Origin of the sequence: Paenibacillus polymyxa (genome assembly GCF_001719045.1) — a bacterium.
GTDB lineage: Bacteria > Bacillota > Bacilli > Paenibacillales > Paenibacillaceae > Paenibacillus > Paenibacillus polymyxa_B.
This window is the reverse complement of the sequence record NZ_CP015423.1, coordinates 2,661,471-2,680,284: the sequence shown is the minus strand read 5'-3', so window position 1 is coordinate 2,680,284 and position 18,814 is coordinate 2,661,471. Positions and strand designations below refer to the sequence as shown.

At 47.3% G+C, this 18,814-nt stretch carries 16 protein-coding genes, 3 pseudogenes and 1 riboswitch; of the genes and pseudogenes, 15 read left to right on the top strand and 4 right to left on the bottom strand.

Features of this window, described 5'->3' with window-relative positions; translation table 11 throughout:
• Positions 1-66 precede the first annotated feature (66 nt).
• Together AOU00_RS11925 and AOU00_RS27040 are read right to left on the bottom strand one after the other, a co-directional pair.
• Entirely contained in the window at positions 67-1,137 is a 1,071-nt protein-coding gene (locus AOU00_RS11925) for a hypothetical protein (protein WP_039271931.1), read from the bottom strand.
• Positions 1,138-1,241: 104 nt separating this feature from the next.
• Positions 1,242-2,057 carry a hypothetical protein gene (locus AOU00_RS27040; RefSeq protein ID WP_230585071.1) on the bottom strand — a complete coding sequence of 272 codons (816 nt, stop codon included), beginning with the start codon at positions 2,055-2,057 and terminating at the stop codon, positions 1,242-1,244.
• A gap of 807 nt (positions 2,058-2,864) precedes the next feature.
• Positions 2,865-3,069, top strand: a riboswitch (cobalamin riboswitch).
• Positions 3,070-3,284: 215 nt separating this feature from the next.
• On the opposite strand from AOU00_RS27040, the gene AOU00_RS11915 reads away from it, so the two are divergent.
• From AOU00_RS11915 to AOU00_RS11850, 14 genes are all read left to right on the top strand, one after another.
• On the top strand, positions 3,285-4,865 hold the full coding sequence (locus tag AOU00_RS11915) for an ABC transporter substrate-binding protein (RefSeq protein ID WP_039271930.1): 1,581 nt from the start codon (positions 3,285-3,287) through the stop codon (positions 4,863-4,865).
• A gap of 15 nt (positions 4,866-4,880) precedes the next feature.
• Positions 4,881-5,810 (top strand): nickel ABC transporter permease, encoded by a 930-nt coding sequence (gene nikB / locus AOU00_RS11910; RefSeq protein WP_039271928.1) that lies wholly within the window; start codon positions 4,881-4,883, stop codon positions 5,808-5,810.
• Positions 5,811-5,824: 14 nt separating this feature from the next.
• The gene (locus tag AOU00_RS11905; RefSeq protein WP_069290679.1) at positions 5,825-6,640 is read left to right on the top strand and encodes an ABC transporter permease; all 816 of its coding nucleotides are present in this window, start codon (positions 5,825-5,827) and stop codon (positions 6,638-6,640) included.
• Positions 6,640-7,557, top strand: coding sequence for an ATP-binding cassette domain-containing protein (locus tag AOU00_RS11900; protein ID WP_069290678.1), 918 nt, complete (start codon positions 6,640-6,642; stop codon positions 7,555-7,557). The genes AOU00_RS11905 and AOU00_RS11900 overlap by 1 nt, the downstream gene beginning before the upstream one ends.
• Positions 7,554-8,330, top strand: a complete 777-nt coding sequence (locus tag AOU00_RS11895; RefSeq protein WP_069290677.1) for an ABC transporter ATP-binding protein — start codon at positions 7,554-7,556, stop codon at positions 8,328-8,330. Before AOU00_RS11900 ends, AOU00_RS11895 begins: the two co-directional genes overlap by 4 nt.
• Positions 8,331-8,472: 142 nt before the next feature.
• Complete coding sequence (gene nikA, locus AOU00_RS11890; RefSeq protein ID WP_069290676.1) at positions 8,473-10,098, top strand: nickel ABC transporter substrate-binding protein; 1,626 nt, start codon at positions 8,473-8,475, stop codon at positions 10,096-10,098.
• A gap of 46 nt (positions 10,099-10,144) precedes the next feature.
• Positions 10,145-11,089, top strand: a complete 945-nt coding sequence (gene nikB / locus AOU00_RS11885; protein ID WP_039271919.1) for a nickel ABC transporter permease subunit NikB — start codon at positions 10,145-10,147, stop codon at positions 11,087-11,089.
• Entirely contained in the window at positions 11,089-11,919 is an 831-nt protein-coding gene (nikC, locus tag AOU00_RS11880; protein WP_039271917.1) for a nickel ABC transporter permease subunit NikC, read from the top strand. Before nikB (AOU00_RS11885) ends, nikC begins: the two co-directional genes overlap by 1 nt.
• A gap of 20 nt (positions 11,920-11,939) precedes the next feature.
• Positions 11,940-12,764 carry an ABC transporter ATP-binding protein gene (locus AOU00_RS11875; protein WP_039271915.1) on the top strand — a complete coding sequence of 275 codons (825 nt, stop codon included), beginning with the start codon at positions 11,940-11,942 and terminating at the stop codon, positions 12,762-12,764.
• A gap of 38 nt (positions 12,765-12,802) precedes the next feature.
• The gene (nikE, locus tag AOU00_RS11870) at positions 12,803-13,612 is read left to right on the top strand and encodes a nickel import ATP-binding protein NikE (protein ID WP_039271913.1); all 810 of its coding nucleotides are present in this window, start codon (positions 12,803-12,805) and stop codon (positions 13,610-13,612) included.
• A 143-nt stretch (positions 13,613-13,755) separates the two neighbouring features.
• Complete coding sequence (locus AOU00_RS11865; RefSeq protein WP_039271912.1) at positions 13,756-14,565, top strand: transporter substrate-binding domain-containing protein; 810 nt, start codon at positions 13,756-13,758, stop codon at positions 14,563-14,565.
• Positions 14,566-14,595: 30 nt separating this feature from the next.
• Positions 14,596-15,312: an amino acid ABC transporter permease gene (locus tag AOU00_RS11860; protein ID WP_013312615.1), complete on the top strand. Its 717-nt coding sequence runs from the start codon at positions 14,596-14,598 to the stop codon at positions 15,310-15,312.
• A gap of 4 nt (positions 15,313-15,316) precedes the next feature.
• Entirely contained in the window at positions 15,317-16,084 is a 768-nt protein-coding gene (locus AOU00_RS11855) for an amino acid ABC transporter ATP-binding protein (protein WP_029518797.1), read from the top strand.
• A 230-nt stretch (positions 16,085-16,314) separates the two neighbouring features.
• Complete coding sequence (locus tag AOU00_RS11850; RefSeq protein ID WP_039271910.1) at positions 16,315-17,331, top strand: asparaginase; 1,017 nt, start codon at positions 16,315-16,317, stop codon at positions 17,329-17,331.
• A 47-nt stretch (positions 17,332-17,378) separates the two neighbouring features.
• Here the strand turns inward: AOU00_RS11850 and AOU00_RS11845 are convergent.
• A pseudogene (locus AOU00_RS11845) lies at positions 17,379-18,129 on the bottom strand (Gfo/Idh/MocA family protein).
• 112 nt (positions 18,130-18,241) lie between these two features.
• Here AOU00_RS11845 and AOU00_RS11840 point away from each other — a divergent pair.
• Positions 18,242-18,454, top strand: a pseudogene (locus AOU00_RS11840) (helix-turn-helix transcriptional regulator); the annotation flags it as partial.
• Positions 18,455-18,558: 104 nt separating this feature from the next.
• Here the strand turns inward: AOU00_RS11840 and AOU00_RS11835 are convergent.
• Positions 18,559-18,804 (bottom strand): annotated as a pseudogene (locus AOU00_RS11835) (DUF6953 family protein).
• Between the last annotated feature and the right edge of the window lie 10 nt (positions 18,805-18,814).

Here is an 18,814-nt window from a genome sequence, read left to right as displayed (position 1 = left end):
AAGATAGCCGGAGAGAGGACGTATGCCTCTTTTCCGGCTTTTTGGCATGGAGTTATCCAGAACTGGTTATTTATTAAGCAGCATGAAGTTATTGATGAAACCCTCTTCCTGTATAAAGATCGGGGTTTGAATTTTCGAAGTAAAGTCATAATAGTACACGCCGCGTCCTTCCTCCTGATTTTTCTGAGAGGCGCTGCCTAAATAGTAGATACCCTTGCCGTCTGGGGACATATAGATAAAGCTGCGGGATGAAATGGGTAGCTCTAATTTGGTGCGTTTTCCAGTCACAATATCGACAAGGCTATACTCGGGGTTGCCGTGATTAATGAAACGGGCAGTGACTAGGAGCAACTGATCATTACTGCTGGACAATGATAAGATTTGTTCGTTCTTTAGTGTAATGACAGACCGCTCTTGTTTAGTGGCGTTGTTGATTTCTGTAACCTTGTAGTCCGGAGGGAGCATAGTGGACTGTTTCTTGGTTGCGATGTCTCTTTGTTTATCTCGTCCATTTTCGGAAAATTGGGAAATGTACGTTGCGCTTTTGCTGGAGTTGTAAGATACAGACCAAGTATTCATATCCTGATTTTCATCATGTAAGAACTGCATTGTATGAGTCGATTTATTGTAGAAAATCGTTTTAAGTGTACGCTCTCCTTTTTTGACTGCAGCTAGTATAAGTGGACCTTCCGGAGTAGTTGGCACTATACGATTAATGGCAAATAAATTATCGGATAATTGTTCAGTTTTTTTTGAATTTAAGTCGTACGAAAATAGTTGGTCTCCCTTATCATCCACATCGGCAGAGTAATAAATTTTGTGATCAGGTAAGGACACCACGGAAAGTGGGTATTGAGAGGTATAAGGAACATCGGCCAGTTTGGTCATTTTTTTACTGCTTAAGTCATACGTCATGACCCGCATAACCATACCTTTATCTGTATTTTTCCCATTCACATATTCTGTATAGGTCATGGATAGATATTGGCCCTGTCCGGCTAGAGCTGTCTTTTCCCCTGATTGGACTTGTTTGGATGGGACTGGTTCTACTGATGGAGTAGAGGATGGAGAACAGGATGATAATAGAGCTGGAACGAGCAAGGAAAGTATAATGAATCCATAACTTCTTTCTTTCAAAAGGAACATCCTTTCTAAGATGTGGATTTGATTATGATAAATTAAAAAAAGGGCAAAAGGGACAGAACATAGGCCCTATCCCTTTTTTTGAGGATAAAGAGGTATTAGAATGTGTAGAAATATCTTCCTGAAAATGAAAGAGAAGAACTCCATGTCAACCCTAAATCCTGCACACCTGTTTTCCAAATATCAATGACTGCATCTGGAAGACTTCCATTATCAGCTTTGACAAAGCTAGTAGAAATATTGTTATCTATATTTCTTACTGCAATGCTTGTTCCAAACTCAGGATTATCAATAGCCCCTTTTGTTGCACAGTCGCCTCTTTTTAGTGAATTGGAATTTTCACCAGTTGAGTCCGTAAAGTTTGTCCCTCTTCCTGTGCCTTGAACCTTACCGCTCGAAGTTCCGGTGATGACAATTTCATTATTATGTGCTCCGTATGTATAAGTCCCAGGTGCTTTGCGTGTTCCGCGTGGTAGTGCCTGAAGTGATACATTATTAGTAGTAATCGCATTTTCCTTTTGATCAGGCAAGATGATATCTTTGATGTAACCTTCGCCATCATAAATTACTTTTAAACCAGGTTGAGGGTCAGGGTTATCAATATGATATACCGGCAGTAATTTGGCTTCTTCTTTGATTTCCTTAACTCGTGCTTCTTCCTTCTCTAGCTCAATTTGTTGTTCAGCAGTAAGTGGGGCAATAGCAGCTAGAGATTTTTGTGGTTCAGGTACTGGAGTTCCCTTTTCTAGTACAACCATATTATTGTTCTCATCATATTGGATGATAGTACCCGCCAACATCTGGTCAGGGATTTTTTCTCCTTTCTCAGCATGGGAGATTGCTGGACTGACGACCCCCAAAGAGATGAGTAACGTTGCAGCCAGAAAAGCTTGTGGTAGAAACTTTACTTTCATACAAAGTGCCTCCTTGAAAAATTTGTAAATACATAGATAGAATAAAGGATTTTACACACCATGTCAACCTTTTAATGGTATATATGAATATATTTATCTGTATTTGTATTAGCAAGAGTCCATTAGTCTGATATATACGACATTTAATGACAGCCTTATAAAAGCGGAATTGATAGTCAAGCAGGAGTAAGAAGCTGAAGGAGTTCCCCAAATGAATATTAGGAGCTTGATAATCTACTAGAAGAATTTGCTAGAGTGGTAGGAAGGGGCATGGTATAATCTAAATTATGGATTTTGAATAGTGGTGGATGTTTTCGGACCACGGTGCAGCTTCCCGAAAGGGGGTGAAGCCGATGGTCAACCTTGTGTCGTGCTACGATGTGTTGCGTTGGATGGTTACGTTACTAAGCCTAGTGTTTAGTATTCGTAAACTTTATCGCTGGCTACGTCGAAAATTTCGGAACAAGCGAAAACCCACCGCGTAATTAGGTTAGGCGCCTAACGGTGGGTTTAGCTAAGTATTTAGCGCGCCGTGGTGATCCACAGCCTTTCAAGTCCTAAGAGTCTTTGCCGTTGGCGCGGCGAAGGCTCTTTTTAGTATATGGACACGGTGGTTTACTCTATACCTAATTTTAACACTTCAATTGCGTGCACGCAATTGAAGGTTATGTCTTGTTTCTACCTTATCGTTCAAATTTGAATTATTGTGCAGCGTTTATTGACAAGCCAATGACAACAAAATAAGATCGTAATGGAAAGAAATAAAGGAAGAAAACAGGTGTGAGCCGGACGACTCTATGTACGGGGTTTTGTTGAGACCATGTGGATAGTTGTTGAGCGTGTTCACTTAAAAGGGAAGTTCGGTTGATTCCGACACGGGCCCGCCACTGTATACAGGCATCAGCAGGATACTGCTGGAGCTTTCAGAACAGCCACTGGAACTGTGAAGAACCGGGAAGGCCTGAAAGATACGCCTGGAGTCAGGAGACCTGCCTGTTTTGACATCACTGTCAGACCCACGGGATGCTGGGGAGGTGGTTAGGCGTGCTGCATACGGAATGTCTGAAACCGATCTGATCCCTTCTATGTTTTTGGAGTTGGCTTCGAGGGTGTTTTGACATTTTATAATGAAAGCATTTCTGACTGCTGATCAAGTGGTCCGGAATGCTTTTTTCGCGTTTTGCGTTAAGTTTATATGATTTTACAAGATAGAGGGGGATTCATCGAATGATTAGCAATCATAGCAGGCGCTCATGGTTGATATGTACAGGGGTGATGCTGTTACTGGCAGTTATGGCTCTTTCGGGATGTACTAGCAATAAGACGTCGAATAGCTCCGGCAAAGATGAGAACGCGTCAGCACAACAAACGGCTACAGGTAAAAAGCTGGTAATGGCGTATACATGGAAACCGTCAGGCGTTGACCCACACGGAGATAATAGCTGGGATGTGATGCGATCCGGTGCAGGTGAGACACTGGTACGTTTGAATGAAAAGCTGGAGCCTGTGGCTTGGCTGGCAAAGGAGTGGAAGCAGGATAGTCCTACAGTTTGGACGTTCAGCTTGCAGGATAAAGTCACTTTTCATAATGGAAAAAGTATGGATGCAGCAAGTGTAAAAGCATCTTTGCTACGCTCTATCGAGAAAAGCCATCTGGCGAAGGATTTACTGAATGTGAAGTCCATTGATGTAAGCGGCCCGCTGGCCTTAAAGATCACGACAAACCAGCCGAATGCGGCGCTGGTGTCCAATCTAGCTGATCCATCGACGACTGTACTGGATGTGGCATCGATGAAAGATGAGCAGAGTTACCCAGCGATGACAGGCGCCTTTAAAATTAAAGCGTTCAACAAGGACCAATCCTTGATCGTAGAGCGTTATGACGGATATTGGGGCGAGAAGGCACGATTGGCTGAAGCGACGATGAAGTTCATTACGGACGGGAATTCGCGCCTGATGGCGCTGCAATCCGGCGAGGTGGATGTAGCGACGGATATTCCGGTTGATAACGCAGAGGTACTGAAAAAGAACGACAAGCTACAGGTGCTGTCGGCTCCCTCCTTGCGCACCCATATGCTCGTGTATAATATGGAATCCCCAGTATTCAAGGATGCGGCGAACCGTAAGGTGGTGGACAGCCTGATTCCACGCACATCGATTGTGAGCGCCGTCATGAGGGGCTTCGGTACGGAAGCAAGCAGTCCGTTCCCGAGCATTCTTCCCTTCGGTAAAGTTGAGCGTAAAGCGCTGGACGGAACGGCGGATCAGCTGTTAACGAAGGATGGCTGGCAGAAGGACGCCCAAGGGACATGGACTAAGCAAGGCAAGCCGTTCGAGGTTACGCTGCTGACTTTTCCTCAGCGTCCAGAGCTCTCTGTTATGGCTGAGGTCATCCAAAGCCAATTGCTGAAAGAGGGAATCCAGGTCAAGATTCGCAAGGTGGAAAATATCGACGAGGCGTTGACCAAAAACGATTGGGATTTTGCTATGTACAGTATGCTTACTGCTCATACAGGAGAGCCACAATATTTTATGGACATGTTTTATTCTTCGCAAAGCGAAGCCAATGTAAGCCGTTATAGTTCCAAACCGCTGGAGAGTATTCTTAACAGCTTGAAGCTGGCGAAGGATACAGCGCAGCGTAATGCTGTGACACTACAAGCGCTGGATATCATCAATACGGATTTGCCACAGTCCTTCATTGTGCATCCTGACAATGTGTTTGGTGTGAAAAAAGGGGTAGAGGGTTTTACACCCCATCCGATCGAGTATTACTACATTACAGCGCAATCCGATATTGCGGAATAACGAGCGGCGTATCCTATGATTCGTTTTATACTGGAACGTGTGGCGCAGCTGCTCATCATTGTATTCGTTGTATCCACGCTGACTTTTGTACTGATGCGGCTGGCTCCTGGAGACCCTGCTACCATTTTGCTCACCGCGCATAATGTCCCTGCCTCTGAGGAGGCGTTGACGACGCTACGGCAGGAACTAGGCTTAAACGAACCGTTTCATATTCAATATGTGAACTGGCTGCGGGATGTGTTCACAGGGCATTGGGGCACCTCGTATGTATCCAAGGAATCTGTGCTAGCCGAACTGTGGAACAGACTGCCTGCTACTGTGGAGCTAGCTGCTGCGGGCTTTGCCGTCATGACGGTGCTTACGCTGGGGTTGGGGCTGGCTGCCTCGCTAAAAATTAGCGGCCCATTGGATCGTCTGGGCAGGCTGTTCGCCCTGCTGGGATCGTCGATCCCCTCTTTTTGGCTTGGGTTTCTGTTGATCTATCTATTCTCCGTTCGCTTGGGCTGGCTCCCATCCATGGGAAGGGAGGATTGGACACATTTAGTGCTCCCAGCGCTGACTCTTGGTGCAGGCTTGGGAGCTGTGCAAGCACGTGTACTGCGCGCTCAAATGCTGGAGCTGGGTGACCGGAATTTTGTGAAAGCAGCGAAGGCTCGAGGCTTTTCCCGTATGCATATCCTGTTTTTTGAGATATTTAAGCATGCGGTTCTGCCTATAATTACACTGCTAGGTACCAATCTATCATTTATGCTGGCAGGTAATGTCATCGTAGAGACCATTTTTTCATGGCCGGGGTTGGGCAAGTATTTTATAGATGCGATTACACAGCGAGATTATCCGGTGATTCAGGGGTATGTTATTTTTGCTGTATTTTTAATTGTAGGAGTTCAGTGTTTGGTGGATGTGGTCCAGACGGCGATAGATCCGAGGCTGCGTTTGCGTTAAGGGGGAAGCTGAAAATGAAAAAGATACGGCTTTCCTTTCAAGGGAGCTTGCTGGCAGGAGGCGTACTGTTTGGTCTGATCGTGCTGCTTGGGTTATTAGCTCCATGGGTCGCTCCTCATGATCCTCTTCAAGTGGATCTTTTGAACCGTCTGGCACCACCCAGTCGGAAATATCCTTTCGGTACGGATCATCTGGGTCGGGATGTGCTGTCAAGGCTAATTTACGGGATTCGGATGAGCGTGCTAATCGCATGTACAATTACTGTAGCTACGTTGTGCTTCAGTCTGCCTATAGGGTTGCTCATTGGTTATGTGCGCGGACGCGTGGATCAGCTGGTTATGCGTGGAATCGACGGCGTACTGGCTTTTCCTGATATTATTTTAACGGTGGCAATTGTGGGCATTTTGGGTCCAGGTTTTGTTAACATGACCCTTGCGATTATTGCGGTACGGTGGGCGGGCTATGTTCGGTATGTCCGTAGTCTGGTTCAAAAAGCCTGTCAGGAGGACTACGTTAGGTATGCCCGTTTATCCGGCAATTCACACGTACGTATACTGAGCCGTTATGTATTGCCACAAGCGTTGCCGCAGTTGTTGGTTTATGCGGTATGGGATATCGGACGCGTGGTGCTGATGATCGCTGGGCTGTCCTTTCTTGGACTGGGTGTACAGCCGCCCAAGCCAGAGTGGGGCGTGATGCTGCATGATGCAACCTCGTATTTTCAGGTGGCTCCGCATGTCATGATTTTCCCGGGCTTGGCGATTATGTTGTTCGTACTTGCCTGCCAGCTTTTGGGCGACCGCTTTTCGGAAAAGGGAGCGGCCAAATAGTGGAGGATCAAACAGCCCTTGGGTGCAAGGATACGATAGAGCAAGTGGCAGGGCGAAAACCGTTGTTACACGTGGAACATTTGGAAATCTGCCGTACAGGCGTAGGAGCAAGCGGAAGCGGGAGCAAACCACTGCTGCGTGATGTGAGCTTTTCCATATATTCAGGGGAGATTGTGGCCCTGACCGGACCGAGCGGATGCGGCAAGAGCCTGACCGCACACGCAATCGCAGGCATGCTGGAGCCAGGTATTAATGTTACGCAAGGGCGTATCTACTATAACGGGGAAGACATTCTCCCGTTCCAGGAACGGCGCTGGCAAAGGCTGCGCCGAGAGGATATTGCCCTGCTCATTCAACAATCGCTGAGCGGGTTGAACCCGATCCGGACTGTCCGCGCCCAGCTGATGGACACGCTTAGACTGCACGGGCGGCGTCGGATGCCGCATGACCAAATGGAGCCGGAGCACGCTGATGCTGTCCCATCCCACACTGCACCGCAGCAAGTCCACCCGCTGGGCGTGCTGCCACGGATGCGGCAGATGCTGAGCCGTGCCACGGAGATAGCCAGAGGAGGCGCTACTCCAGTGCGGGAGACCTATTTGCGCTCTCTGCTCCGAAAGGTTGGGTTTGCAGATCCTGAGCATATTTTGTCGTCATATCCTTTTGAACTAAGCGGAGGCATGTGTCAAAGGGTGCTGCTGGCTGCAATGTTAAGCTCCGGTCCGAGCCTCTTTATTGCCGATGAGCCTACTACGGCGTTGGATGTTATCAACCGCGACAAGGTTCTGGCATTGTTGCAACAATTGAGAGAAGACTTTGATCTCACCATATTGTTGATTTCACATGATCGCCAGGGTATGAGCCGCATAGCAGATCGAGTGTTGGAGATGAGCCCGGAAGGGAGGATGCACCAGTGATGCTGGAATTGAAGAATGTGACCAAAGCATACCCTGTCCGCAAACGGAGAAAAGGCTGGTTCAGCACGCAAGATAGCGAGCAGGCCGTGAAGAAGGTGAGTCTGGAGCTACGACAGGGGGAATGTCTCGGACTGGTTGGAGAAAGTGGAAGTGGCAAAAGCACGCTGGCACAATGTATTCTAGGGCTGGAGTCGTTGACTTCAGGAGAGATTTGGCTGGATGACCAGCCCATTCACACCGGAAGGATGAAGGATATCCATCTGTACAAACGAATCCAACTGGTCGCACAGGATTCGTCGTCCTCGCTCCATCCTCGCATGACCATACGAGATATTTTGGAGGAGCCAATCCACAACTATTTTCCCGGACGAAAAGCGCAGGCGCTGGATATTTGTCTGTCCCTATTGGAATCGGTAGGATTGGAGACTGACAGTCTGGAAAAATACCCAGCACAGCTGAGTGGCGGGCAAAAACAGCGGGTATGTATTGCCCGAGCGTTGGCGGTGAAGCCGGATATTATCTTGTTCGATGAATCGATCGCCAATCTGGATACGACAACGCAGTTTTCCGTGCTGGGCATGCTTAAGAGAATGCAGCAGGAACGTGAGTTGTCCTACCTATTCATCACTCACGATCTCCAATCTACTCGTCAGTTTTGTGACCGCGTTGCCGTTATGGTTCAGGGGGAGATCGTGGAAATATTTAAGGAATGGGATAAAGACTTGTTACAGCATGAGTACACACGTACTCTGTTTCAAACGTTGGCGAATTAAGCCATAAATTTAATATTCTACAAATTTAAAATAAATAAGAGGATGACTTGTCGAATGTTGTTGACAAAATGGAACGTGGTACCTATTCTAAATATGATTATGATAATCATTATCACATATATAGAAAAGGGGAAATACATTGATGTCCGTTCGACACCGCAAGACTGCCACCCTTATGTTGGTGGTGCTCCTCTTATTATCCGTTGTTTTGGGCTGCGCGAAGCAGGAGAACACACCTGCATCCACCTCTACTAACGGAGCTGCCAATGAAAAGTCGATCACGCTATCGTGGCCGCGTGACATTGGTACGATGAATCCTCACGTATACAATCCTTCCCAACTTTTTGCACAATCCATGGTTTATGAGCCGTTAGTCAGCTACAAGCAAGGAGGCAAGCTGGAGCCTGCTTTGGCTGAATCCTGGACTATTTCCAAGGACGGCAAGATATATACGTTTAAGCTGCGCAAAGGTGTGAAATTTTCGGATGGAACGCTATTTAATGCAGCCATTGTCAAAAAGAACTTTGACGCTATTATGAAAAATGAGAAAACGCACAGCTGGCTTGGTATAGTAGGCGTTCTCGACAAAACTGAAGCTGTAGATGACAGCACCTTCCGAATGACACTCAAAGAACCATACTACCCAGTGCTTCAGGATTTGTCTGTCGTTCGCCCGTTCCGTTTTCTGGGTGAAGCGGGGTTCCCGGATGATGGAGATACGTCCAAAGGAATCAAGAAACCTGTAGGTACAGGACCTTGGATGCTGGATGAATACAAGCAAGATGAATATGCAACCTTTAAGCGTAATCCAAATTATTGGGGCACTGCACCAAAGGTGGATAAAATTACGGTAAAAATCATTCCCGATGGCGAAACCCGTGTAATGGCCTTTGAAAAAGGCGATCTGGATCTGATTTATGGAGAGGGTGTCATTAGTCTGGATGCTTTCAAACAGCTTCGCGACACGAATCAGTATGTTACCACGCTGTCCGAGCCTGTCGGTACAAGAAGCCTGTTACTCAACTCATCCAATCCCAAGCTGGCAGACCTTCGGGTACGTCTGGCACTCCAGCATGGCTTTAACAAGCAGGCAATGGTGGAAGGTGTAACCTCAGGTCTGGAGGAAACAGCGGATACGGTTTTATCCAAAAACTATCCGTATACGAATGTAAACTTACAGCCTGTTGGCTATGATGTGGAAAAATCCAAATCGTTGCTGGATGAGGCTGGCTGGAAGCTGCCTGCAGGCGGTACAGTACGGGAAAAAGACGGACAACAGCTGGATTTTGAGCTGATTTTTGATAAGACTGATCCGATCCAAAAGGCGATGGCTGAAACCATTCAGGCTGAATGGGGAGAACTGGGTGTCAAAGTAAACCTGACCGGACTGGAGCTGACGGTTCAAATTAAGCGCCTTAGATCCAACCAGTTTGATCTGTACTTCTGGTACAACTATGGTGCGCCTTATGATCCGCATTCCTTTATTAATGTCATTGCTAAGAAGAGCTTCGGAATTTCCGAGGTGCTGAGCGCCCTTCCGATGAAGAAAGACCTGGATCAGCAAGTATACCAAGCGCTCTCATCGACAGATGAAACCAAGCGCCAAGAGCTGTATGCTTCGATTCTGAAGACGCTCCAGGAGCAATCTGCCATTGTGCCTATTTCGTATATTAAGAAAACGGCAGTGTACCAGAAAAAGATTACAAACTTTGTATTCCCGGCTAATCGGGATGAAAATCCGTTTGAGGGAATTGAAATCGGAAAGTAGCTGAAGCCGATAGGTAACGGTAGTTTACAGGATAGGAGGACAACTCATGATCAGCTATATCGGGAAGCGAATGGTAGCGGTCATTCCTATTGTTCTCTTTGCCACCCTCGTTACCTTTGCACTCATTCATATTTCACCAGTTGATCCGGCCGAGGCCTATTTGACGGCTGCTCATATTTACCCTACTCCAGAGATTCTGGAGCAGAAAAGACATGAGTTCGGGCTGGATCAGCCTTTGCTGACGCAGTATATGCATACACTTCAAAGAATCAGTCAATTGGACTTTGGTACTTCGTATCTAACCAACAAGCCGGTGTGGGATGAGGTCAAGGTTCGGCTGCCCGCCACTTTTGAATTGGCTGTGAGCAGTATGTTGCTATCTATTGTGGTAAGTATTCCGCTGGGCGTGCTGGCGGCGATGCGTAAAAATGGCTGGATCGACATGCTTAGTCGAGGAATTTCATATTTTGGCGCGTCTATACCCCAGTTCTGGCTGGGATATTTGTTAATCTTCTTTTTCTCTGTCCGATTGGATTGGCTCCCTGTAGAGGGGCGAGGAACGTGGCAGCATCTGGTGTTGCCCACGTTAACCCTGTCGCTGGTTCTGATTGCTTTATATACGCGCCTGCTGCGTTCCAGTGTGTTGGAGCAGCTTCAGGAAACGTATGTGCAGTATGCCAGAACTAGAGGAATCCGTGAGCGGGTGATCATGCTCAAGCATGTACTGAAAATTGCCATTGCTCCACTAATTACAAGTATGGGTATGAATCTGGGCAAGCTTCTGACCGGAACAATTATTGTGGAGCAGGTGTTTTCATGGCCCGGGTTTGGCCGTTATTTTGTGGAAGCGATTTTTAACCGGGATATTCCCGTCATACAATGCTATGTGTTTTTGGCGGCATGCCTGTTCATCGTATGCAATTTGCTCGTTGATCTGGTGCATTTGTATATGGACCCCCGAATTTCATCGAAGGGACGAGCAGAGCAGTGATGATAAGGTTGCGTACAATGTTCAAAAGTCAAAAGGTAATCGTGGTCTGCTCTGTCGTACTGGTTGCTCTTTTTATCATTATGGCGCTAGCTCCTTGGCTGGCTCCCCATGATCCGGTTAAAGTCAATTTACTGCACAAGCTGGAGGGACCTTCGAAAGAATACTGGCTGGGGACCGATCATTTGGGTCGATGCAATTTATCCCGGTTGCTGTATGGAGCGCGGATTTCCCTCGGCTTTGCGACATTAATTTTCCTGTCCTCGCTTAGTATCGGCGTTGTGATCGGGTCGCTTGCAGGTTATGTGGGTGGCTGGGTCGATAGTGTGTTGATGCGGTTTTGCGAAGGTATTATGGCGTTTCCGAATTTGGTGCTTGTGCTGGGCATTGTCGGTATTTTTGGGCCGGGCCTCATGCAGGTGCTGCTTGCTTTAATGATGGTGCAGTGGGTGTATTATGCCAGAATGTGCCGCAATATGGTCGTCAGTCTGAAAGAACGAAATTTTATAGCTGCCGCAAGGATTAGCGGGTCCTCCTCAGGGGCCATTATCCGCCGGCATATCATTCCAAATGTACTAAGGCCGATTGTGGTCATTGGTACGCTGGAAATGGGCTGGGCGATCATGGATATTTCCGCGTTGTCGTTCCTTGGTCTAGGCATTCAGCCGCCGACCCCTGAATGGGGAGCCATGATTCATGAGGGAACGGGATACATTCGCAGTCATCCGGAATTAATGATCTATCCGGGAGTTATGATTCTGGTGGTGGTGATGGCCTTCAATATATTGGGGGAGGCGCTGTCCGACCGATACGGAATTGCCAAACGTCAGTAAAACAGGAGTGAGTTACAACGATGGACGACAGGGCGAAGGTGCTGGAGGTCAGCGGCTTACAGGTGAAGCTCAAAACCGATGCCGGGGCGGTATCTCTGCTGGAGCCAACTCATTTTGAGCTGAAAAGGGGACAAGTTCTGGGTCTTGTCGGTGAGAGTGGAAGCGGCAAAACGGTGACTTGTAAAGCGTTGCTCCAACTGCTGGATCGCCAGACGATGGACGTGGAAGGTAGTGTCCGTCTGAACGGGCGTGAACTGAACGGAATGGCGGCCGAGGAAATGCGGCGTATTCGGGGCAAGGAAATCGCATTTATTATGCAAAATCCGATGAGCGCCTTTACGCCAGTGTATACGATCGGAGCTCAGTTTATGGAAACGGTCCGCACGCACACCGGATTAACCAAACGACAGGCCCGTGATCTTGCCATAACGGCTCTGGAAAATATGAATTTGCCCGATCCAGCCAAGCTGATGAAGCGTTATTCGTTTCAGTTGAGCGGCGGGATGCTGCAACGGGTCATGATCGCCATTTCCATGTGCCTGCGCCCAGCAGTGGTTATTGCGGATGAACCAACGACGGCGCTTGATGTGGTCAATCAGCTACAGGTGCTAAGAGAGCTGGATCGCTTGCGTACGGAATACAATACGTCCATTTTGCTGATCTCGCATGATCTGGGCGTCATTTCCCAATTGGCGGATGAAGTGGCTGTCATGCAGCAGGGTCGTATTGTTGAGCAGGCTGAGGTCCATCAGTTGTTCGATCACCCGCAGGATGAATATACCAAAATGCTGCTACAAGTCAGACCCAAGTTGTCCATTCGGGGCATGAATCAGGTAGGTGGTTAGTCGCCTGTTCGACAGTTACACTTTCAAAAGGGGAGCGAATGCGTATGCTACAAGTGAAGAAAGTAACTCATAGCTATGGAAGGCGCAAATGGCTGGGCCGTTCTGAACCACGCCCCCCTGTGTTGGCTAACGTTTCACTTACTATAGAGAGTGGGTTTTGCCTAGGCTTACTTGGAACCAGTGGAGCCGGTAAAAGCACGCTGGGCAAGGTTATTCTGGGGCTGGAGAAGCCGCAGGAGGGTCAGGTGCTGTTCCAGGGACAGGACATTTATAATGCGAGCCCTCAAGTCCGCAGGGGAATGCGACGGGATATGCAGGTCGTATTTCAGGACTGCTACTCTGCTGTAAACCCCCGAATGACCGCCGGGCAGATTATTGGGGAGCCATTGGACAATTACGAACGGTTATCGGTGCAGGAACAAAAAAGAACGGTCGAAAGCCTACTGGAACGGGTCGGTCTCAAGCCGGAGGATCGGATTAAATATCCGCATCAGTTCAGTGGCGGACAATTGCAGCGGATCAACATTGCACGGGCGATTGCGCTCAAACCAAAGCTGATCGTGCTGGATGAGTCCGTCAGCAGCCTCGATATGGTTCACCAGATGCATATTTTATCCCTGCTGGGAGAACTGAAATCTTCGTTTGGATTGTCATATCTGTTCATCACGCATGATATTCGGGCAGCTTATGCTGTCTGCGATGGCATTGCTGTGATGGAGCAGGGGAGACTGATCGAGCGCTGTGATGAGAAGGATCAGATTTTTGAATCTGCTCATCCGGCTGTACGACGGTTGATCTCGTCCATTTTGCCGGAACATCCAGCAGAGCGTTTTCCGCTTCATGGATGACATTGGACCCGCAAGGGTCCTTTTTTTGTGCAACATATAGCTAAATAATCAATATGAAATTTACTTGTTGTATTATTTGAATAACCCGTTATAATATAAAATCATAGTAAATTACTTGGATATTAAAAAGGGGATGTCATAATATGAAGAAATCTGCTTTGGTAGCAGCGATTGGCCTATCTCTTGTGTTATTAACGGGTGCCTTGAGTGGATGTTCCTCGAAGGATGCGGCATCGGGGGATAAGGTAATCTATGTCGGCACACAAAATGACTACCCACCGTTTGCTTTTACGAATGATAAAAACGAGCTGACTGGATACGATGTGGAAGTAGTCAAGGAGATCGACAAGAAGCTGGACGGCTATAAGATTGAATTTGTACCTTCGGGCTGGGATGCGATATTCCTTGCACTAGATTCAAATAAAGTTCAGATGATCGCCGATGAAGTTGCCAAAAATCCCGAACGTGAGAAGAAGTATTTGTTCTCGGATGAGTCCTATTTCTCGGCTCAGTCGGTTATTATTGTGAAAAAGGGTAGAACGGATATTCATTCCCTCAAGGATTTGGAGGGCAAGAAGGTAGCGGCCTCGGTAGGCGACTCCTACACACAGTTGCTGGAACAGTATAATGCGGAGAACGGAAATAAAATTATTTTGAAATACAATGATACAGGTACTTCGTCCGATAACCTTCAAGACGTGCAAAATGGCCGAGTGGACGCTTATGTGAATGATCCGGTTATGGCGGCGGCAACGATCAAGAAGGAAGGCTTGCAGGTGGAAGCTGTGGGTGAGCCGGTGCAAAGCGATAACATCAACCTGGTGTTCAAAAAGGATAAGCAGGGCGAAGAGCTGAAAGCTAAAATCGACCCGATTATTAAAGAGCTGAAAGCGGACGGAACACTGAAAAAATTGTCTGAACAGTGGACAGGTGGAGAATTTATTCCTCAGTAATAACAATGTAAAGGGTAAAGTGGGGTTCCTATGGAAAAGCTGTTTGATCTTGATTATATGCTGAAAAGCCTTCCCCAGATCGTCGAGTATCTCCCCGTGACCTTATGGATTGCGTTTGTGTCCATGCTGCTGGGTGGGATCATCGGGTTAGCTACGGCCTTAATCCGGATATACAAGGTGCCTGTCTTGGCGCCATTGTCTACGTTGTATGTCTCGTACATTCGGGGAACACCGCTCATTGTGCAGTTGTTTCTCGTATATTACGGAATACCCAAGTTTCTGTATTATTTCCAGAGCGAGTATGGATTCTTACAGCAATTCAATGTCTATGTCATTCCGCCCGAGCTGTTTGCGTTGCTCTCATTTTCATTGAACCTCGGGGGATATTTGTCGGAGACGTTCCGGGCGGCGATTCATTCAGTCGACCGGGGACAATTTGAGGCTGCCAATTCCATCGGTATGAGCCAAACACAAATTATGCTCAAAATTGTATTGCCGCAGGCGTTGACGGTCGCTTTGCCCAATTTGGGAAACACGCTGATCAGTACGGTGAAGGATACGTCTTTTATTTTTATGATTGGTGTCGTCGATATGATGGGACAGGCTAAAATTATGGGCGCGCGAGCGTTGGCTTTTTTTGAGGTATATGTTGCGGTGTCTCTGATTTACTGGTTGGTGTGCATTATTATTGAGCGCGGGCTTGTCGTGCTGGAGAAGCGTATTCGAATTTACGAAAGAAGTGAGTAAGGGTATGATTCAACTTCATCAAATTCATAAGCATTTTGGACAGCATCACGTGTTGAAGGGCATAGACCTGACGGTAGGCAAGGGAGAAGTCGTAGTGATCTTGGGCCCAAGCGGATCGGGGAAGTCCACGCTGCTGCGCAGCATTAATTTTTTGGAACAGCCGACCAGTGGTGTTATTGAAATTGACGGTGTAAAGGTCGATGCCGCCAAGGCGGGAAAAAAGGACATTCTCGGACTACGGATGGCAACGGCAATGGTATTTCAGCAATATCAGTTGTTTAAAAATTTGAATGCACTCCACAATGTGATGATTGGTCTGACCAGTGTGAAAAAGCTGGATCGTAAGCAGGCGAGAGAGATCAGTGAAGGCATTCTGGAAAAGGTCGGGTTAAAGGATCGTATGACTTATTATCCTGCCCAGCTTTCGGGTGGACAGCAGCAGCGAGTTGCGATTGCCCGTGCTTTAGCACTAAATCCACAGGTGTTGTTGTTCGATGAACCGACATCCTCACTTGATCCTGAATTGGTGGATGAAGTGCTGTCCGTGATTCAAAAGGTGGCGAGTGAAGGCAATACGATGATTATTGTCACACATGAGCTTGGTTTTGCGAGAGATGTAGCGGATCGGGTTGTACTAATGGAGCATGGCGTGATCGTGGAGCAGGGACCCGTCGAGCAGTTTTTCACCAATCCGAAGGAAGAACGGACACGGCAGTTTCTGGGCAAAGCGTTGGTACAGAGAGCGCCACAGGAGCAGCCTGTATCCCCATAAGAAGTACGTAGATGGGCTATAGGTATGTGCAGCGCTGTAGAGTATTGCACCTATAGTAAAAAGCACGTTAGACAAGTCGCAGGAGGAAGGAAAGCCCGCGCTTGTTTGTCGTGCTTTTTTGGCCCCCATATCACCAATTCTTTTCCATTACAAAGTAGCTTATCACACTTATTCATGATAAATTCTAAGAACAATACAGTGAAGATGTAATCGGGAAGGAACATTGGCATATGAAAAAGGTTTTGTTCATTAATACCGGAGGGACCATTTCTTCCTCCTATCAGGAAAACGGCCTGACACCGACCCAATCGGCTGAAAATATTTTGGCGGAAATTCCGGAGCTGAAGGAGATTTGCGAGATTGATGCCCACAATCTGATGAGCATTGATAGCACAAATACACAACCTGAGGATTGGGCTTCTATCGCCCGGATGGTACATCGTTCGCTCGATCAATACGACGGTATTGTCATTGCACACGGCACGGATACGATGGCTTATACGGCTTCAGCCTTGAGCTTCATGCTGGGAACCGTAGACAAACCCGTCGTCGTGACAGGTTCGCAGGTTTCCATTTTGGCGGAGCACAGCGATTCCAAAAAAAATGTAATCGACTCATTCCTGACCGCATGTGGCGAGGTGGCCGGGGTTTTTGTCGTGTTTAACGGCAAAATTATTAACGGCAGCCGCAGCTCGAAGATCAGAACACGCAGCTATAATGCTTTTGAGAGTATTAACTATCCGTATATCGGACTCGTGGAGAACGGTAAGGTGGTCTATACGGAGGGCGTATTTGCAAATCGCGGTACCACTCGTCACCCATACAACGACGGGTATGCTTCGGAGGTATTTCTGCTCAGGCTGATTCCGGGTACGAATCCGGCGATTTTCGATGCCATTCAGGGCTTGGGCTATAAAGGTATCGTCATTGAGGGCTTTGGTATGGGTGGCGTTCCTTTTAAAGAAAGAAGCCTGATCAGCAAAATCGAGGAGCTGATGAAGGACGGTATGAGTATTGTCGTGACTACTCAATGTCCTTATGAGGGCGGGGATTTGACGATTTACGAAGTGGGGCAAAAGGTACTGGAGAAGGGCGTTATTCCGGGGTATGACATGACGACGGAAGCGCTGGTGACGAAAATGATGTGGGCGTTGGGACAGACGACCGACCCGGCAGGGGTAGCCAAGATTATGGCAACGAACTACGCAGACGAAGTTTCCTTGCCTGCGGATACAGCTTCCTTATAGGAAGCTGATTTCCGTAGATAAGAACAGGCATAAGAAAAAATACGGGATTAACGCTGGGCTTGCCCCAGTCTGCTTGTAATCTCAATAGCCACTTTCAGCGTTTGTACAGCCGATTCCAGTGGAATCAGGCTTTCCGAATGTCCGCCAAAGCATTCAAGTGCATGATCCAAACTTTTTTCATATGGATTGGCAGATTCGAGGTTGATTTTTTGCTGTCCTGATGCGGTATACTCATATAATGCGGTAGGTATAAGATCGTTTTCGTCGCTTTCATGAAATGCCAGCTTGGCCTTTCATGAACTGAGTAGGAATGGAGCTTAGTCCAAGATCCCCCCACAGAGGAGGCGTTTCTCTTTTCAAAGATAAGGAGATGAGCTTCCCGTATTTCTGTTGGCGGTATGCCTCATACAGATAGGTATAGGCCGGATCAAACTTAATGAACTGGTTGACCAGAATCCTTTTACCATATTGCTTCTCAGCTTGTTGCATAAGAAGAGCGTCTTCGAGATCAAAGCAAACCGGTGTTTCACAAAATACATGCTTACCGTGCTTCAGCGCATCCACGGCATAGGACCTATGCAGCTGGGAGGGCAGGCATAGATCGACGATATCCACGTCTGGGTCCAGCAGAATATCCTCTATATTTTGTGTGACTTCTACGTTTAGCTCCTCTTTCAGCTTTTGCAGCTTGGTTTCGTTCCTTCCAAATACCATGATTCTGTTTACTTTGGGATGGTTGTTTAACAGTGAGGCATGATACGCGCCGAATCCCGTCCCCAATATTCCAATATTCATCATCCATTACACCCCTTTACTTCTATGATACACACCTATTACTGCCAACAGGGTGTCAACAATCTTTGCATCATCTTTTCAATTCGGGTTAACCATCTATTGTGGAGGTATGATTGTGAGACTGCATCGTTTAATCGCGATTTTATTATGTATCGAATCTAGAGGGAGAATGAAGGCCAAAGAATTGGCGTTGGCACTGGAAACCTCTGTACGCTCTATTTACAGGGACATCGATCTCCTGGCTGAAGCCGGCGTTCCGATTGTTACCGCATCCGGCCCGAAGGGCGGAATTTATTTAATGGAGGGTTATACGGCGAACTTGAAACAGCCTGTAACACTCCGACAGTTTGTGAAGGAAGAAATTAACCGACTCCAGAGGATATATGGATAAATGATTAAAAAAACACCTGCCTAGGGCAGATGCTTTGCTTGTTAAGTCCAGGCCCAGAGAAATCCGTCACGATCCCAGGCAATTCTGCCACCATGAAGCTTGCGGAATGCTTTTTTGATTTCTTTTTCCAGAGATACATGACCATGCTCGCTTATAAACACATACTACTCTCCATACTCAGAGCGTACATATGCAATTGCATCTTCTTGTTTCAGGGTGCCCACTTCACGGATCTGCGCGACCATCCATTGTGCAATCTCTTGTTCTGTTGTAGGGGTGTTGTCCATTTGTCGTATC

Bases quoted from the DNA above. Each gene is read 5' to 3' on its own strand.
- AOU00_RS27040 (WP_230585071.1), bottom strand. From the start codon at position 2,057: ATGAAAGTAAAGTTTCTACCACAAGCTTTTCTGGCTGCAACGTTACTC.
- AOU00_RS11915 (WP_039271930.1), top strand. From the start codon at position 3,285: ATGATTAGCAATCATAGCAGGCGCTCATGGTTGATATGTACAGGGGTG.
- nikB (WP_039271928.1), top strand. From the start codon at position 4,881: ATGATTCGTTTTATACTGGAACGTGTGGCGCAGCTGCTCATCATTGTA.
- AOU00_RS11905 (WP_069290679.1), top strand. From the start codon at position 5,825: ATGAAAAAGATACGGCTTTCCTTTCAAGGGAGCTTGCTGGCAGGAGGC.
- nikA (WP_069290676.1), top strand. From the start codon at position 8,473: ATGTCCGTTCGACACCGCAAGACTGCCACCCTTATGTTGGTGGTGCTC.
- nikB (WP_039271919.1), top strand. From the start codon at position 10,145: ATGATCAGCTATATCGGGAAGCGAATGGTAGCGGTCATTCCTATTGTT.
- nikC (WP_039271917.1), top strand. From the start codon at position 11,089: ATGATAAGGTTGCGTACAATGTTCAAAAGTCAAAAGGTAATCGTGGTC.
- AOU00_RS11875 (WP_039271915.1), top strand. From the start codon at position 11,940: ATGGACGACAGGGCGAAGGTGCTGGAGGTCAGCGGCTTACAGGTGAAG.
- nikE (WP_039271913.1), top strand. From the start codon at position 12,803: ATGCGTATGCTACAAGTGAAGAAAGTAACTCATAGCTATGGAAGGCGC.
- AOU00_RS11865 (WP_039271912.1), top strand. From the start codon at position 13,756: ATGAAGAAATCTGCTTTGGTAGCAGCGATTGGCCTATCTCTTGTGTTA.
- AOU00_RS11860 (WP_013312615.1), top strand. From the start codon at position 14,596: ATGGAAAAGCTGTTTGATCTTGATTATATGCTGAAAAGCCTTCCCCAG.
- AOU00_RS11855 (WP_029518797.1), top strand. From the start codon at position 15,317: ATGATTCAACTTCATCAAATTCATAAGCATTTTGGACAGCATCACGTG.
- AOU00_RS11850 (WP_039271910.1), top strand. From the start codon at position 16,315: ATGAAAAAGGTTTTGTTCATTAATACCGGAGGGACCATTTCTTCCTCC.